This is a genomic window from Ammoniphilus sp. CFH 90114, from assembly GCF_004123195.1.
Classification (GTDB): Bacteria; Bacillota; Bacilli; order Aneurinibacillales; family RAOX-1; genus YIM-78166.
On the sequence record NZ_SDLI01000007.1, the window covers coordinates 99,960 to 114,735 of the forward strand.

Genomic DNA, 14,776 nt, shown 5'->3' on the forward strand with positions numbered 1-14,776 from the left:
GCGCTTGATTTTTTCTATTGGTTTGTCATACGATGGGTTGAATTCGTGTTCGGATACGTTTGATTTAAGTTGTAATCGTCAATATTCTGGTTATTATTCGTGACATTCATTCCTGTCATGTCTTTCGTTCGAGTCTTGAGCACAGCTTCGAGTTGATCATTGTTAATCGTGTTGCTGCCAGTACGATTGACTAATGTGTTGACTTGGTCAATGACGTTTTCATCCCCGGAAATATAGATGTCATACCAACGAGGAGTCATTCCCCAAGCAGAAAGCTTGGCACGATTCAGCGTATCTTCATCTGTTACACCAGGACACCCAATAAAGATATCCTCATCCGTAACTAAGACGGTAGATTGATCTACTCCTGGAATCGCGGATACAACAGAACCAACAGCTCGAGCTAAAACATCTCGGTCGATGTGGAAGGTTCCATTTTGTTGCACAGTAACATCTCTTTTGTTATAAGTAGCATACCCATAATCTTTTTTACCGTTGCGGTTCATGCCTGTTGTTCCATCCTTATAGATGGAATGATTAAAGAGGGTTCCAAAGTTTCCTTGGTCATTTACATTAGCGTTAGCTAGAGGAGTACCGCGATCAGCTCTATTTCGCGTTAAACCGATGTTATCATCAGTTGCCAAGTTGTTTCCATATCCTGTTACTCCTGCCCCGTGATAATTCGTATCCCGCGCGTCATCCGCAGCTGGAGCACAACCAATAACACTCAAGGACAGGGCCGTGATAGCTAACCATGATTTCCACTTTGTCATATAAACACCTCCTGTCATTAGAGTAACCCTAATTCATTGAATCCATTGCAGGAAAGAGAGTGTGGATTACAGGAAAGTGTGGTAATATATATTCTTAGATAATATGGTTAACATGGGAGGAAATAGAGCGTGATACGCATTCAAGGATTGTCCTTTGAATTGCTGGAAGACCATCGTAATGGATGGAATCCGGAGGCGTTCAAGAGCCGATATAGCGACATATTAAATAAGTTTGATTATATCGTAGGAGACTGGGGGTATGGTCAGCTACGGCTGAAGGGGTTCTTCGAGGACCAATATCCTAAATCCTCATTTGATAATCGAATTAGTTTCTTAGATGAGTATATACAAGAGTACTGCAATTTTGGTTGCCCTTATTTTGTATTGAAAAAATCAAAAGATAAACAAGGTGAATCAAAAGAAGAGCAACCTATAGAGTAGGTTGCTCTTCTTTTAGATAATGGTATATAAAAACTCGAGCAGTTCTTCAGCTTCCTCTTCTGACACAGCAAAGGCATGCTCGATGTATCCTTCTTCCTTCAGATCATCCTGGCCAATGATAGCCGCACGATTGGTTTGCAGATTAACAACCATCTTCTTTCCATAGAAATTATTGGTGATGGTAATAGCTAAATCATAGCGATTGCTCTCACCCATAAAGCTAACGAATCGTGTTTTTGTGTCCTCTTTATGGTCATAGAGAAAAAAGGTCTCATTACTCATATGTTTCACCCTCCTCCTGGATCTTTGTGTTCCATTTTAACATAAGAACCCCATGTTGTATTCTTAGCATAACACACCGTCTCTACCTACATCCAATCTAGAGGGGGATAGGGCTTGAACCGCGGGGAGTGGCTGGGTATACTGTAGGAAAGAATAAGTAGGAGAGGTGAACCTTTAGGGTGGATGAGAATTCAGGACATGTAGCCGTCATTTTACTTGCCCTTGTATTAACGTTTGCAATTACGATTATTTCAGCTAAACTAAGGAAAAAGAAAAAGTAGGTCGATATCTCATGTATAATGTGAACACACAAAGAATTGAGGAAATCTTAACATACATAGACCATTCGCTACTGCCTTCGTTACAGGCGATTATGCAGTCCGGTAAACAAGAATTATTAGGTGACTCTATCGCAGTCTTCGCTGCCGAAAGGATCGTCCATTTATTTATTGAAGGAATGACAGATGTCGGGAACTTTTTAATTGATGGGTTTATTATGCGTGATCCAGGAAGCTATGAGGATATTGTAGACATCATGGAAGACGAAGGCGTTTATACGACAGAACAAGCAGTTGCATTTAAGGATATTGTTCTTTTGCGCAAGGATCTCGTGCAAAATTACACTGTGTCCATTCATGAGAGACTTTATGATGTTTATGCAGAGCATTCGAATGTCATGACCACTTATACCTCTCTCATTCGAAGCTATTTAAAGAAAGAATTATGGTAAAAGAATTTGACCCAAAAGCCCTAAGCTTTTGGGTTTACTTTTTGTCATCAAAGCCTGTCATAATCCTATTTAGGTATTTTTTATATAAAATTGTATAAAAATTTACTTATCTAATAAAATCGAGTAGAATATGATAATAAGAGAAAGGCGGTGAGTACGTATATGTCTAAAGCAAAGAATTCTTCTACACGAAATGAAATTCTCCATATGCTTAAGCTTCATGGCTCCCTTACCGTCAGTGAAATGGCCGTCCAGCTGCAAATTACAGAGATGGCTGTCCGCCGCCATCTAAGTACACTCGAGCGAGATCATCTTATCGAATCCAAAATGGTCAGACAATCCATGGGGCGACCGACGAATGTCTATTCTCTATCGGAAGAATCTGAGCAGATGTTCCCCCGGCATTATTCTGACTTTGCCCTTGATTTCCTTCAGGATATTGAAGATGTTGAAGGGGAAGAGAAGATTAGGTCCTTGTTCCAGAGAAGAGAGCAAAGATTATCAGATAAGTATAAGAAGCAAATAAAAGGTGATACGTTAGAAAAAAAGGTAAAACAGTTAGCTGTTATACAGAACGAAAAGGGTTACATGGTTGAGATTGAGAAGGACCCCGAAACAGGAGATTTTATTTTTAAAGAATTTAATTGTCCTATTTCTCAAGTAGCGAAAGAATACAATCATGCCTGCGATTGTGAACTAAGCCTTTTTAAGAAAGTATTAGAAACAGAAGTAGAACAGAATGAATGTATAGCCCAAGGCGAAGATAAGTGTGTCTATGTGATCAAGAATTCAGAATCCTAAAAGGAACAGCCAATCATACAGAGCGGTTGTTCTTTTTTCTTGGTCTTTGAAAAAAATGGTATGATGTATACTATAGTTAAAGATATATTCGGACAAGTTGAAAGGGGAACAGCCATATGAAAGCCTATAGTGCTTATTTGATTGATCTAGATGGGACCATGTATCGAGGAAACCAGGTAATTGAAGAAGCGCCGGGGTTTATTCAGTGGTTAAATGAACAAGGAATTCCATTTCTTTTTCTAACGAATAATTCGTCTTTGACTCCTCAGCGGGTTGCCCATAAACTGGGTCTTATGGGGATCACTTGTGGTCCAGAACACGTCTATACGACCAGTATGGCTGCTGCTCATTATATATCTTCAACTCTAAGCTCCCATAGGGTTTACGCTATTGGGGAGGCAGGGTTGATCGAGGCTTTACAGCAAGAAGGCTGTGAACTCGCGGAGGAGCAGCCAGAGGTGGTGGTAGTTGGGATTGACCGAGAGATTACCTATGAAAAGATGGCCAAAGCTTCTTTGGCCATCCAGGGTGGTGCTCATTTTCTTTCTACGAATAGTGACAGGGCCATTCCTACAGAAAGAGGGTTAGTTCCTGGTAATGGTGCACTCACAGCTGCGATTAGTGTGGCATGTGGGAAAGAACCCCAATATATAGGAAAACCGGAATCCTTATTTGTTCATTTGGCACTCGAAAAGCTTGGGGTAAATGCTGAAAATGTACTGTTGGTAGGCGATAATTTACAGACCGATATCGCTGCAGGTGTTCAAGCCCAGGTGGATACCCTTTTAGTTTACACTGGAATTACTCGGCCTGAAGATTTAGAGCTTCAAGCCATTAAGCCTACCTATGCGGTTGACCACTTAAAAGAGTGGACTTTACGCTTTTGATTTTGAATGGCCTTTACTATGGGCCAAGCGACTAGAAGCCGCAGCGGCAATGGCTCCTACAATATCGTCTAGAAAAGTATGATTTTGATGGTCATTTTTATCGTTTAATTTTTTCAAAATACCAGGTTTCACTTTATCGATATAACCATAATTTGTGAAACCGATGCTACCATAGACATTTACGATGGACAAGGCTACAATTTCATCCACACCGTACAAGCCTTCGTCGTTAAAAACGATGCTTTGCAAAGGCTCCATTAATTGACGCTGCTCAGCTAGCATATCTAGTTGGATACCGGTAAGAATGGCGTTTTGAACTTCCCGTTTTGCTAGTACTCTTTCAATATTTTCAACACAGATCTCGCGGGATAAATCGGGGAAATAGTCCTTCTGTAAGAACATAACAAGCTCTACTAGGTCATCTATTGTTACGCCTCTTAATTCAAGTAGTTCTCGGGTTTTCTTTTCGACGACTTCATCATTAACAACGATAATGGGTGACACGGTTTATTCTCCTTCCTCATATAAGAGCTTAAGATTAATTAAGGGGAGTTACAGTATGAACGATTACGTCTTTCAAGATTCTTTAGGTCAAAATATTTATCTCACATTTTCTCCTGAATTATTCGCCAGTCATCCTGACCATGTGCTGATTGTGCCAATATATCAAGGAAAATTACTGTTTACCTGTCACCCTGAGCGAGGTTGGGAATTGCCTGGTGGGAAAGTGGAGAAAGGGGAAACAGCAGAGCAAGCAGCGGTTAGAGAGGTGTGGGAGGAAACAGGAGCAGAAATCGTCATCGTAAAACAATTAGGCCAGTACAAAGTAGAGGGTACAGGGATAATCTTTAAGAAGGCCATTTTCCTTGCCCAGGTCTTGGAGTGGAGCAACCAGCGTCCTCAGGGATATGAGACCGTCGATTCTGCCTTATATCCTATACAAGTAGATACGTATCAAGACAAGTTTAGTCCTTTTATGAAAGATGGCGTGATGAAGCAGATCCAAGAGAGGCTAGGCACTTATCCAGGCGCTACAACATAGAATAAGGTAAAACCTGAACGGGAGCATGAACTTTAGCCATGAAGGACTGGATGGAAAAAGTAAAGCGGAGTTACAATTTTAATGTCTATCGTTATCAATATACTGCAAAGGGATTATGGATGGATACCAATCGGGGTCCGGTTATCCTTGTTCCGATAAATGATTCATATAAGAGAAAAGAGAGCCTTGTAAGAGATGCGTACCGAGTAATGGAGCGAACAGGGATGACACTTCCGATCTTGCCTAGTGCGGAAGGCAATTGGATTGTAGAACTTGATGGAGCCTCTTACTACCTTATGAGATGGCCAGCCGAGGAATCGGAATGGATCGACTATACGTCCCTTGGAGAGTCACTTGCACAATTTCATCTCATGAGTAGATATATCACTCATGAGCATGCTTCATCAAGAGAACTAGGTACGTGGGAGCAAGACTGGTCTAATAAAATAAGGAATTTATATCAATACCAAAGGGTAGCCTATGGAAGAGTAGGCAGGCCGGGAGCACATCCTATGGACTCCTATTTAGTTCAAAACTTCGAGCCTCTGCTTCAGAGGTGTCAGAGTGCTCTTTCCTACTTGCAACAGGCTAACTATGCAGAAGTATGTACAAACTGTCAAGCGGTAGGAAAAATCAGTCATGAGCGCTTTGGACATCAACAATTTATCGTTTCTTCTCATGAAAATATTCTCTATGTAGATCCTTTCTTATGGATGGAAGATACAAGAGTAAGGGACATTGGACAATTTATTCAAGCGGATGTATTAGAATTTGGATGGAATCCACAACAAATTTATTCCTTTCTCTATGGGTATCAGAGAGTTGCTCCTCTCCTTCCTCAGGAATACTATATTATGTATGCCATGTTTCTCATGCCTACTGAGGCATTAAATAAAATAAACAGGATTTACTATCGTCCCTCTCCCCTAGCTTCTTTATTCTCTCCTTTATTTCCTGGGTTCGAACCCGGGAGTCCAGATCATCACGATAAGAACGAAGAGGTAGAACAAGAGGAATGGGAACGGAATGAAACATTAATTAACAAGTTTCCGGAATTAATGGAGCAAGCTTTCCAAGTTAAAATAAAAAAATAAGGCTAATCCACAGGGAAATGGGGATTAGCCTTTACTGTAACCTAGGAAATTAGAAAACCTGTTGAACTTCTTTGATCTCAGGAATTTCTTCGGTTAGTGCACGTTCGATACCTGCTTTTAGTGTGATGGTAGAACTAGGGCAACTACCGCATGCTCCCATCAATCGAAGCTTAACAACACCATCTTCGATATCCACTAATTCGCAGTCTCCACCGTCACGTTGTAGGAATGGACGTAGTTTATCTAGAACTTCTTGAACTTGTGCATTAAGATCAGACATGATTAACAACTCCTTTCTGTTCCTTTATTATAATATCCTTCTGAGGATAAATCCATGAGTTCGAGCACATTTACCTGTACATGAATTGGATCAACCCATGATATTATTATAAAATAAGAGAAATGACTTGATAAGGGGTTGTTTATGTGGTCGAGATTATCGTTTATGGAGCGGAAGAACTATGTGCGAGCTGCTTGAATGCCCCTTCTTCTAGAGAAACAGCAAGCTGGTTAGAAGCTGCTCTGAACAGGGTATATGATAAAGAGGCCATTAAAGTACGGTATGTGGATATCCACCAACCATCAAGTGACGAGGAAAAAGAATTTTCCACGAGGGTTTTGGAAGAAGATTTATGGTATCCTGTTGTGGTGATAAAGGGGAATGTTATTACTGAAGGCAATCCTGATCTTAAAGTGATCTATAAAAAATTGGATGAGTTGGGGATTCCTAGAATAGAATAGGTGAAATGAATGTCGATTATGATTGAGTTCTGTCGGGCTAATTTAAACACTGGTTCGGAACAGGTTAAAGATCAATTACTCAAAAACCCTGGGGACTTAGAAGACGCAGAAGTCATCGAATATGGGTGCTTAGGGAATTGTGGTCAATGCTATCTAGAACCCTTTGCGATGGTAGAAGGTATGATTGTGGCTGGCGAAACACCTGAAGAGTTATTAAATAATATTAGGAATTTTGTAAAGAAAAAGCAAGAGGAAGATAAGCAATGGAGAGAGCTGGGATTTTAAATGCAAAGGGAACGCAAGTTCTTGAGATAGTTGTAACCTTGAGGAATCACTTAAATACTTGTATACTTTTGAATACAGACGTAGAACACTAAGGGAGGGAAAGTAATGTTAGAGATTACGGAAAGTGCGGGCAGTAAGATTCGAGAGCTGTTACAAGCCCAAGAAAACCCGAATTTATTCCTACGCGTGGGTGTTCAAGGTGGCGGATGCAGCGGACTTACTTATGGTATGGGATTTGATGAAGAACAAAAAGAAACAGACCAAGAGTTTGAACTTCAAGGTATTAAAGTTGTTGTGGATGCAGACAGTCTAAAGGTTCTAAACGGAACAAGAATTGATTATAAAGAATCTATGGTAGGCGGCGGTTTTACGATTGATAACCCGAACGCTGTTGCCACTTGCGGATGCGGAACCAGCTTCAAGACCGCTACGAACGAAGGAAATCCAGAAAAGTGTGATTAAGTAAATTCCATTACGTTACAAGAAAAAAACCTGTTGAAACAGGTTTTTTTCTTTTCCATTCTTTAAGAGTTTCTAGCTCCCAGAATGAGTGTATAGACTAGGTAAGAAGCCATTGTCCCGAAGGAAAGTACGGCAGCGATAATCCCTTCTAGAGAGCCTCCCGTTCCCCAGAGAAGGAGGAGGGGCAGGATGAGAGTCATGACCACAAGGAATGCAATGTAGAGAATGTTAATTGTTGTTCTAGACATGAGGAGAAAGCCCTCCAAATCTTTCGGTTTTTATTTTATATTAATTTGCGTTAATTACGTAGTGATTATGTATGAAATAACGAAAGGGCTAACCCTCTGCAAGTGGGATAGCCCTTCTTTATGTTATGCAATTACAGATTCATCGAGCTGCTATGGCCCGGTTGAACTTTCGCTTCTGGGTCAATATAAGATTTAGCATTGTTTACGGCGGTTGGAGCTTCACCGAAGCCTACAGCAATCAATTTCACTTTCCCTGGGTAGGTTGCGATATCACCAGCAGCATAGATCCCTGGGATATTCGTCTCCATCTTAGAGTTTACAACAATGCTTCCTTTTTCAAATTCTAATCCCCAATTCTTAATAGGTCCTAATGAGGAGATAAATCCAAAATTTACGATAACAGCATCTACATCAAGAACCATACTCTCTTGTGTTTTACTGTTTTGAATAGCTACCTTTTCAACCTTCTCATTCCCTACGAGGTCCGTAAGCTCGTAAGGGGTCAGAACGTTAACTTTAGAGTTCATAAGATTTTCTACGCTATGTTCATGAGCACGAAACTTATCACGACGGTGTATGAGGTGTACTTCCTTCGCGATAGGCTCAAGCATTAACGCCCAGTCAACCGCGGAGTCTCCACCACCAAATACAGCTACACGTTGCCCGGAAAACATATTTAAGTCGGTTACAAAGTAGTGGAGATTCTTTTCTTCAAAGTGAGCGGATTTGGGATGGTCTAATCTTCTGGGTGCAAACGCACCGACCCCTGCCGTAACAATAATAGCTCTAGAGAAGTGGACACCTTTATCTGTGGTAATTTCGAACTTATCATCCTGTTTTTCAACATTCTGAACTTGCTCTTCAAGGGATAGGGTAGGTTCAAATTGCATGGCTTGTTCCTTTAGCGCATCTACTAATTCTTGTGCACGTACTTTAGGAAAGCCAGCCACATCGTAGATGTACTTCTCTGGATATAACGCGGAGAGCTGGCCACCGAGTTGGGGCATGCTTTCGATTATTTTAACGCTGCATTGGCGCATTCCGCCATAGAAAGCAGTAAATAAACCGGCAGGACCACCACCTACAATCGTTAAATCGTACACTTTTTCATCACGATAAAGACTCATAGTTCAGGCACCTCCACTTATTGTTATTACTTATGCAGCATCACTCCAAGGAAGAAAATACAGGCTCCCAATTTATCTTATTATAAACTTACGCCCAATATTAGGAAAGATGAATTTCTCATTCCAGGTGAAAACACGAATTATTTTATATTGACACAGTGGTATTGTTAACCTTAAAATTTTGTATAGAAATTCACGAGCTTTGTGCAAAATTTCACTTGTCAAATTTACCATTTCATTTTACAATATAAATGTGAACAATTTGTGAAATAATTCTCAAACAAAGATAAGCTATGCAACCAAGGAAAAACCTAACGGGACTTAGTGTTTTTCTGTAGGAGAAAATAAGTGAAAAAGCTAGAAAATTTAGCTAGCTAGACGTTGCAAGTTTCCTTATCCTGCCCTTCAAGCAGGAGTAGAAAGTCAAATTATCATGATAAATGGATGTGATGAGATGAATACGAAGATCGTTATTCTAGGTGCAGGGTACGGCGGACTCATGACTGCGGTTAAACTGCAAAAGCTGTTAAACTACAATGAAGCTCAAGTTACATTAGTGAACAAGCACAACTATCATTACCTTACAACCTGGCTGCATGAGCCGGCAGCTGGAACCCTACATCATGATAATTGCCGCATTGAAATTGACACGGTTATTGATAAAAACAAGGTCAATTTTGTTCAAGGAACAGTTGAGAGTATTCAGTCTGAGGAAAGAAAAGTTACGCTTCAAGATGGCACTACTTTAGATTACGACTATTTGGTGATCGGACTTGGAAGTGAGCCAGAGACATTCGGTATACAAGGCTTGAAGGAACATGCATTCAGCATCCGAAGCATTAACAGTGTTCGTATGATTAAAGAGCATATTGAGTATATGTTCTCTAAGTACCGTAATGAACCATCTCGCAAAGATTACTTAAACTTTATTGTCGGTGGTGCTGGTTTCACAGGAATCGAGTTTGTTGGAGAGTTAGCGGACCGTATTCCAGAATTGTGCAAGGAGTTTGATGTAGACCCTTCGTTCGTAAAGATCTACAATATCGAAGCTGCTCCAACGGCTCTGCCTGGATTTGATCCGGAATTAGTAGAATATGCTATGAACATTCTGCGCGATAAAGGGGTAACCTTTAAGATCAATACCCCAATCAAGGAATGTAACCCAGATGGCGTTATCTTAGCAGATGGCGAAGAGATTAAAGCGGGTACCATCGTGTGGACAGGTGGAGTTCGCGGTAATTCCATTATCGAGAAGTCTGGCTTTGAAGTGATGCGCGGTCGTGTGAAGGTAGACGAATATCTGCGTGCACCTGGTCATGACAATGTGTTTATCGTAGGTGACGGAGCTCTTATCTTTAATGAAGAGAACGGACGTCCGTACCCTCCAACAGCTCAGATCGCGATCCAACAAGGGGAAACCTTGGCTGCTAACTTGGTAGTAACAGTTCGCGGTGCAGGGGAAATGAAGAAGTTCGTACCAGAACTAAAAGGTACAGTAGCTTCACTTGGTAAAGGAGAAGCGATTGGAATCGTAGGAAACAAGAAGATCTACGGAAATACTGCAGCATTAATGAAGAAAGTAATTGACCATCGCTACCTCTACATGCTCGGTGGTGTAGGGCTTGTACTAAAGAAATCTAAGTTCTAGGTGGAATATACATGCGCCATGCTAGTATTCAAGTTCGTTCAAAGTTAACGAAAGAAGAGCTTGAACGATATGAAAATTTATTCGAAGTAGGCAAATTTCTCGAAACCGAGAATCGATATGATTTAGCTTATTTCGTACAAAGAGAAGTCGATCTTTTAATTCTTCCTGCCATTGAACGCTTGAAGGAAGGAAGCAAAGAGCGTGACCGTCTTACACAGGACTTTATTGAGCAGAAAAACGAAGAATAAAAGGCGAGGGCGAGCAATTCTGGGTGAATAGAGTTGCTCGTTTTGCTTTTTAATTATATAATTGCACAAATATTGGATTAATATATTAATGAAGCGAAGAATAAAGAATACTAAAGATCGCTGGTGATGTTTACGATTTCATCCGTGCTGAAGAAGCGATCCGACGCTTGATATACTTGTAATATTTGTTAAAATAGTCTGAAAAAAGAAAGTGAGGCAGCTCTTATGACTAACCATTGTCCGTATTGTGTGGGTGTTGGATATTTTCAACTTGTACTTGGAGGGTCCGAGACCTGCCCATCTTGTCTAGGTACTGGTAATGAGAAAAGGCAAGAAGAGGATCGCGAAGAAGTACGAAGCTAATGATATACTCGAGAAAGGAGTGTCTTAATGATCCTCCTTTCTTTTTTTGTTTGGAGAAAACCTCTTGGCAAGTAGTTGACCGAGCTCCTTAATTTCAGTAAACTGAGGAATGAAGTGTACAAGGAGGTGTAGTAAGTGAATCTTTTGCAATTGATTATTTCAGTCCCGCTTTTTCTTGTTCTGGCCTTTGGGATTGGTTTTATACTCAACATGTTGATTAAGACCACATGGCTTCCATTAGTTATGTATTCCTTATTGATCGTTTACTTGTTAATAAGCATGGGGAGATTGCTTCCTGTTGACTATATTATCCTTACATCCGGATTGGCTGGTGCCATCCTAAGTGGTGTAACTATACGATTTCTTAGAGCGAAGGGTTACCGAATGTTCTAATTTTCAGAGACGCTAATGAGGCGTCTTTTTTTATGTGCAGGATGCCGGCTGATGGAATAAGCGGAGTTTTCTCCGTTAATTGGGGAAATTGGTCATTTGGGCTCTAAATAAGCGGAGTATTTTCCGTTGTCGAGCTAGAAATGCTAATCTATGGGCATATTAAGGCAGGTAGGCGGAAATTCTCCTGTTATATAAGGCGTTTTTACCTGTTTGAGAAAAATAGCGGAAATTTCTCCGGTTCATTCACCACCCAATTCACTCATTTTTCCAAGTTGTTTGGTCACCTTCTCATCCTATCTGTATATTTCTCTATCGTTCTGGGGACGATGTGAATACGGAGAGGAATTAAATAAGAAGGTGAATAAAAGTGAAACTTGTCCATACCACTTACATCGTAACTACGGTTTTATTTTTGGTTACTGCAACGTTTCTGTTAAATGAACCACAGCCTATGCCACAGCAGCAGGAGTCGAAGCAATCCTTGTCCTTGGCTGAGCAGCCGGCTCAGCTGGAAGAGACTCCTCCTCAAGAGGAAAAATTAGAGACAAGTCCCCATGATTTGCTCGGTCATTTTAAAAAAATGAATGTAGTTGCCACAGGTTATACAGCAGGGATTGAATCGACAGGAAAAGACGTAGGGCACCCCCAATATGGTATTACATATTCCGGAGCCAAAGTGGTTCGAGATGAATATTCTACGATTGCTGCAGACCTAGATGTGTTTCCTCTAGGAACTATTCTATACATTCCAGGTTATGGATATGGAGTAGTTGCAGATATTGGTTCTGCCATTAAGGGGAATAAGATTGATTTGTACTTTGATACCACAGAGGAAGTCTATAGTCAATGGGGGAAAAAGTCCATTGATGTATACGTAGTGAAGCAAGGCGAAGGATTTGTTAATGATGCGATCATCCAGGATTTAAATACCAAGAGTATTGTACAAGCGATGTCGAGATAATAAAAAAGTCCATTAACTAGGGGGCAAGGAATAACCTTGTCCCCTAGTTTTCTTTTAATTAAATTCCACAATATAGCCGATCCCGAGAGCAATTAAGATCCCAAGTGCTCCTCCAATGAGGACTTCAATGGGCTTATGGCCGAGCAGCTCTTTTAGTTTTTCTCGTTTCTCTTGTTGAGCACCTGTACGGAAAAGTTTTAGTTCTTCCTTAATAAGGTGAAAGTCATCCAACAGGATATTCAGCAATGCTGCGTGTTCACCTGCGTGGCGACGGACGCCAGCTGCATCAAACATGATAATAACGGCGAAGATGGTAGCGATGGCGAAATAGGTTGACCCAAATCCTTCAGTCATCCCGACAGCTGTAGCGAGAGCTGTTACGGCCGCAGAATGGGAACTGGGCATACCTCCTGTGCTAAATAACAATCCCCACTTCCATGTACGGTGAGTAAAGAAGTGAAGGGGAATCTTAATGGCCTGTGCTAGAGTGATTCCTGCGAGGGAAGCCCATAAAGGATAGTTTTGCAATAGTGACATGAGGTTCTTCCTTTCTCTTTCCGATCCATACTACCATGGTAATATAACTTAGCTCGTTAATAAAGGTATTTGTGGCATTTCCATTATCTCAATTGTATCCATTGTTGTACAAGCTTATCAAGTATTGGTAAGATATAAGAATTCAAGGTTTTGAAGTTAATGGAGGTGTTTTTTTGATGCAAGTTAAAGTATCGACAAATAAGTGGAACGAACTTACAGCCGATTGTCTTGTTGTCGGTGTAAAACAAGGTTTAAAACAACCTAAGGGTGTGTTGGTTCAGCTAGATCAGATGCTAGAAGGGCAGTTAGCCAGCCTTTTAGCTGAAGGGGACTTGTCTGGTAAGAAGAAAGATACCTTCATGCATTATACATTTGGTAAGATGAATTGCAAACGAGTACTTTTCGTAGGCTTGGGTGAACAGGTAACATATGAAACCTTGCGTGCTGTGGCAGCTCGCTCGATTAGAGCGGCTATAAAGAGTGAATGTGTTCATGTAGCGTTTGCCTTAGACAGTCTCGTTGTGGGTGAGGTGAGTTCTGGGGAAGGAGCTCATGCCATCGTGGAAGGAGCTATGTTGGGCGGATACCGCTATAAAGGATTCGCTCAAGAAGAGAGAGACTTTCATCAGGTAGGAACCATTTCTCTTGTTAGCCAAGAAGGTGATTTGGCAGAGGTGGAACAGGGACGTATGATTGGAGAAGCTTTGGCTGCTGGGACGAATTTGGCTAGAGAGCTAGTGAATACACCAGGTAACTTATTGACTCCGACAGGTATAGCGGAAGCGGCTGTTGATGTAGCCAAGCAATACGGGATGGAGTACGAAGTCCTCGAGCGGGAAGATATGTTGAAATATGGGATGGGTGGGTTATTAGGGGTAGCTCAAGGCAGCGCAGAGCCTCCGAAGTTAGTTGCGATTAAGTACAAAGGTCGCCAGACCTGGGACGATGTCCTTGGATTTGTCGGGAAGGGGATAAGCTTTGATACAGGTGGCATTTCACTCAAGCCTCGTGAAGGAATGGAAGAGATGATCGGGGACATGGGGGGAGCAGCGGCTGTTATTGGAAGCCTTGAAGCTCTTGGTCGTTTAAAACCGGAAGTAAATGTGCTAGCTGTCATTCCTTGTGCAGAGAATATGCCATCGGGTACAGCCCTTAAGCCGGGTGATGTGATCACAACGATGAGCGGAAAAACAGTTGAGATTCTCAATACGGACGCAGAAGGTCGTTTGATATTGGCAGATGGCGTGACTTACGCCAAGAAAATGGGAGCGAATTATATTGTTGATATCGCTACGCTAACGGGAGCGGTACTAGTTGCCCTTGGAACCTGCACGACAGGCGTGGTTACGAATAATGAAGAATTTGTAGAAGAAGTCATGGAGGCAGCAGCCGAAGCAGGGGAAGCGGTTTGGAGATTGCCAGCATTCGACCCTTATAAGGAGCAAATTAAGAGTAAAGTAGCAGACTTGAAGAACACGGGTGGAAGGTATGCAGGGAGTATTACAGCGGGTCTATTCGTAGGGGCTTTCGCTGAAGAAACACCTTGGGTTCACTTAGATATTGCAGGTACTTCATGGGCAGAAAAAGAAACGGATTACTCTCCGACAGGTGGAACAGGGGCTATGGTCCGAACGTTAGCCCTTTTGGCAGCAGGAAGGGCTGAATAACGCCGAATAAACGAATGTTCAGGCATTTTAACGAAATAAAGTTCGT

The 14,776-nt window shown here is 41.5% G+C and carries 22 protein-coding genes; 15 read left to right on the forward strand and 7 right to left on the reverse strand.

The window, feature by feature from the left end; genetic code table 11:
• Positions 1-14: 14 nt before the first annotated feature.
• Positions 15-773 (reverse strand): YhcN/YlaJ family sporulation lipoprotein, encoded by a 759-nt coding sequence (locus EIZ39_RS16630; RefSeq protein WP_164985141.1) that lies wholly within the window; start codon positions 771-773, stop codon positions 15-17.
• Between the two features lie 129 nt (positions 774-902).
• Between EIZ39_RS16630 and EIZ39_RS16635 the strand changes: the two genes are divergently transcribed.
• Complete coding sequence (locus tag EIZ39_RS16635; RefSeq protein ID WP_129201161.1) at positions 903-1,214, forward strand: YutD family protein; 312 nt, start codon at positions 903-905, stop codon at positions 1,212-1,214.
• Between the two features lie 12 nt (positions 1,215-1,226).
• On the opposite strand, the gene EIZ39_RS16640 is transcribed toward EIZ39_RS16635, so the two are convergent.
• Positions 1,227-1,496 carry a DUF3055 domain-containing protein gene (locus tag EIZ39_RS16640; RefSeq protein WP_129201162.1) on the reverse strand — a complete coding sequence of 90 codons (270 nt, stop codon included), beginning with the start codon at positions 1,494-1,496 and terminating at the stop codon, positions 1,227-1,229.
• A gap of 292 nt (positions 1,497-1,788) precedes the next feature.
• Between EIZ39_RS16640 and EIZ39_RS16645 the strand changes: the two genes are divergently transcribed.
• The 3 genes from EIZ39_RS16645 to EIZ39_RS16655 all read left to right on the forward strand — a co-directional run bounded on the left by EIZ39_RS16645 (position 1,789) and on the right by EIZ39_RS16655 (position 3,914).
• Positions 1,789-2,226 (forward strand): DUF86 domain-containing protein, encoded by a 438-nt coding sequence (locus tag EIZ39_RS16645; RefSeq protein ID WP_129201163.1) that lies wholly within the window; start codon positions 1,789-1,791, stop codon positions 2,224-2,226.
• 162 nt (positions 2,227-2,388) lie between these two features.
• On the forward strand, positions 2,389-3,027 hold the full coding sequence (locus tag EIZ39_RS16650) for a helix-turn-helix transcriptional regulator (RefSeq protein ID WP_129201164.1): 639 nt from the start codon (positions 2,389-2,391) through the stop codon (positions 3,025-3,027).
• Between the two features lie 116 nt (positions 3,028-3,143).
• Positions 3,144-3,914: a TIGR01457 family HAD-type hydrolase gene (locus tag EIZ39_RS16655; RefSeq protein WP_129201165.1), complete on the forward strand. Its 771-nt coding sequence runs from the start codon at positions 3,144-3,146 to the stop codon at positions 3,912-3,914.
• Here EIZ39_RS16655 and EIZ39_RS16660 read toward each other — a convergent pair.
• Positions 3,903-4,418, reverse strand: coding sequence for a phosphatidylglycerophosphatase A family protein (locus EIZ39_RS16660; protein ID WP_240675842.1), 516 nt, complete (start codon positions 4,416-4,418; stop codon positions 3,903-3,905). The two genes, EIZ39_RS16655 and EIZ39_RS16660, sit on opposite strands and share 12 nt — an antisense overlap.
• Before the next feature lie 55 nt (positions 4,419-4,473).
• On the opposite strand from EIZ39_RS16660, the gene EIZ39_RS27565 reads away from it, so the two are divergent.
• Positions 4,474-4,956 (forward strand): NUDIX domain-containing protein, encoded by a 483-nt coding sequence (locus tag EIZ39_RS27565; RefSeq protein ID WP_164985142.1) that lies wholly within the window; start codon positions 4,474-4,476, stop codon positions 4,954-4,956.
• Between the two features lie 38 nt (positions 4,957-4,994).
• Positions 4,995-6,050, forward strand: coding sequence for a hypothetical protein (locus tag EIZ39_RS16670; protein ID WP_164985143.1), 1,056 nt, complete (start codon positions 4,995-4,997; stop codon positions 6,048-6,050).
• Between the two features lie 49 nt (positions 6,051-6,099).
• Here EIZ39_RS16670 and EIZ39_RS16675 read toward each other — a convergent pair whose 3' ends face one another.
• The gene (locus EIZ39_RS16675) at positions 6,100-6,330 is read right to left on the reverse strand and encodes a NifU family protein (RefSeq protein WP_129201168.1); all 231 of its coding nucleotides are present in this window, start codon (positions 6,328-6,330) and stop codon (positions 6,100-6,102) included.
• 146 nt (positions 6,331-6,476) lie between these two features.
• Between EIZ39_RS16675 and EIZ39_RS16680 the strand changes: the two genes are divergently transcribed.
• From EIZ39_RS16680 to erpA, 3 genes are all read left to right on the forward strand, one after another.
• Entirely contained in the window at positions 6,477-6,791 is a 315-nt protein-coding gene (locus EIZ39_RS16680; protein ID WP_129201169.1) for a DUF1462 family protein, read from the forward strand.
• Positions 6,792-6,800: 9 nt separating this feature from the next.
• Positions 6,801-7,076: a YuzB family protein gene (locus tag EIZ39_RS16685; protein ID WP_129201170.1), complete on the forward strand. Its 276-nt coding sequence runs from the start codon at positions 6,801-6,803 to the stop codon at positions 7,074-7,076.
• Positions 7,077-7,181: 105 nt separating this feature from the next.
• Positions 7,182-7,538, forward strand: a complete 357-nt coding sequence (gene erpA, locus EIZ39_RS16690; protein ID WP_129201171.1) for an iron-sulfur cluster insertion protein ErpA — start codon at positions 7,182-7,184, stop codon at positions 7,536-7,538.
• Positions 7,539-7,600: 62 nt separating this feature from the next.
• Here the strand turns inward: erpA and EIZ39_RS16695 are convergent, their stop codons facing one another.
• Together EIZ39_RS16695 and EIZ39_RS16700 are read right to left on the reverse strand one after the other, a co-directional pair.
• Positions 7,601-7,786 (reverse strand): hypothetical protein, encoded by a 186-nt coding sequence (locus tag EIZ39_RS16695; protein ID WP_129201172.1) that lies wholly within the window; start codon positions 7,784-7,786, stop codon positions 7,601-7,603.
• A gap of 131 nt (positions 7,787-7,917) precedes the next feature.
• Positions 7,918-8,913 carry an NAD(P)/FAD-dependent oxidoreductase gene (locus EIZ39_RS16700; RefSeq protein ID WP_129201173.1) on the reverse strand — a complete coding sequence of 332 codons (996 nt, stop codon included), beginning with the start codon at positions 8,911-8,913 and terminating at the stop codon, positions 7,918-7,920.
• 454 nt (positions 8,914-9,367) lie between these two features.
• On the opposite strand from EIZ39_RS16700, the gene EIZ39_RS16705 reads away from it, so the two are divergent.
• From EIZ39_RS16705 to EIZ39_RS16720, 5 genes are all read left to right on the forward strand, one after another.
• On the forward strand, positions 9,368-10,561 hold the full coding sequence (locus tag EIZ39_RS16705) for an NAD(P)/FAD-dependent oxidoreductase (protein ID WP_129201352.1): 1,194 nt from the start codon (positions 9,368-9,370) through the stop codon (positions 10,559-10,561).
• An 11-nt stretch (positions 10,562-10,572) separates the two neighbouring features.
• Complete coding sequence (locus EIZ39_RS16710) at positions 10,573-10,809, forward strand: hypothetical protein (RefSeq protein WP_129201174.1); 237 nt, start codon at positions 10,573-10,575, stop codon at positions 10,807-10,809.
• Between the two features lie 225 nt (positions 10,810-11,034).
• The gene (locus EIZ39_RS26730; protein WP_164985144.1) at positions 11,035-11,172 is read left to right on the forward strand and encodes a YuiA family protein; all 138 of its coding nucleotides are present in this window, start codon (positions 11,035-11,037) and stop codon (positions 11,170-11,172) included.
• 135 nt (positions 11,173-11,307) lie between these two features.
• Complete coding sequence (locus tag EIZ39_RS16715; protein WP_129201175.1) at positions 11,308-11,565, forward strand: YuiB family protein; 258 nt, start codon at positions 11,308-11,310, stop codon at positions 11,563-11,565.
• Positions 11,566-11,932: 367 nt separating this feature from the next.
• On the forward strand, positions 11,933-12,526 hold the full coding sequence (locus EIZ39_RS16720) for a 3D domain-containing protein (protein ID WP_240675843.1): 594 nt from the start codon (positions 11,933-11,935) through the stop codon (positions 12,524-12,526).
• Between the two features lie 54 nt (positions 12,527-12,580).
• Here the strand turns inward: EIZ39_RS16720 and EIZ39_RS16725 are convergent, their stop codons facing one another.
• Entirely contained in the window at positions 12,581-13,063 is a 483-nt protein-coding gene (locus tag EIZ39_RS16725) for a divergent PAP2 family protein (RefSeq protein ID WP_129201176.1), read from the reverse strand.
• Between the two features lie 176 nt (positions 13,064-13,239).
• Here EIZ39_RS16725 and EIZ39_RS16730 point away from each other — a divergent pair, with 176 nt between their 5' ends.
• On the forward strand, positions 13,240-14,730 hold the full coding sequence (locus tag EIZ39_RS16730) for a leucyl aminopeptidase (RefSeq protein ID WP_129201354.1): 1,491 nt from the start codon (positions 13,240-13,242) through the stop codon (positions 14,728-14,730).
• Positions 14,731-14,776 lie beyond the last annotated feature (46 nt).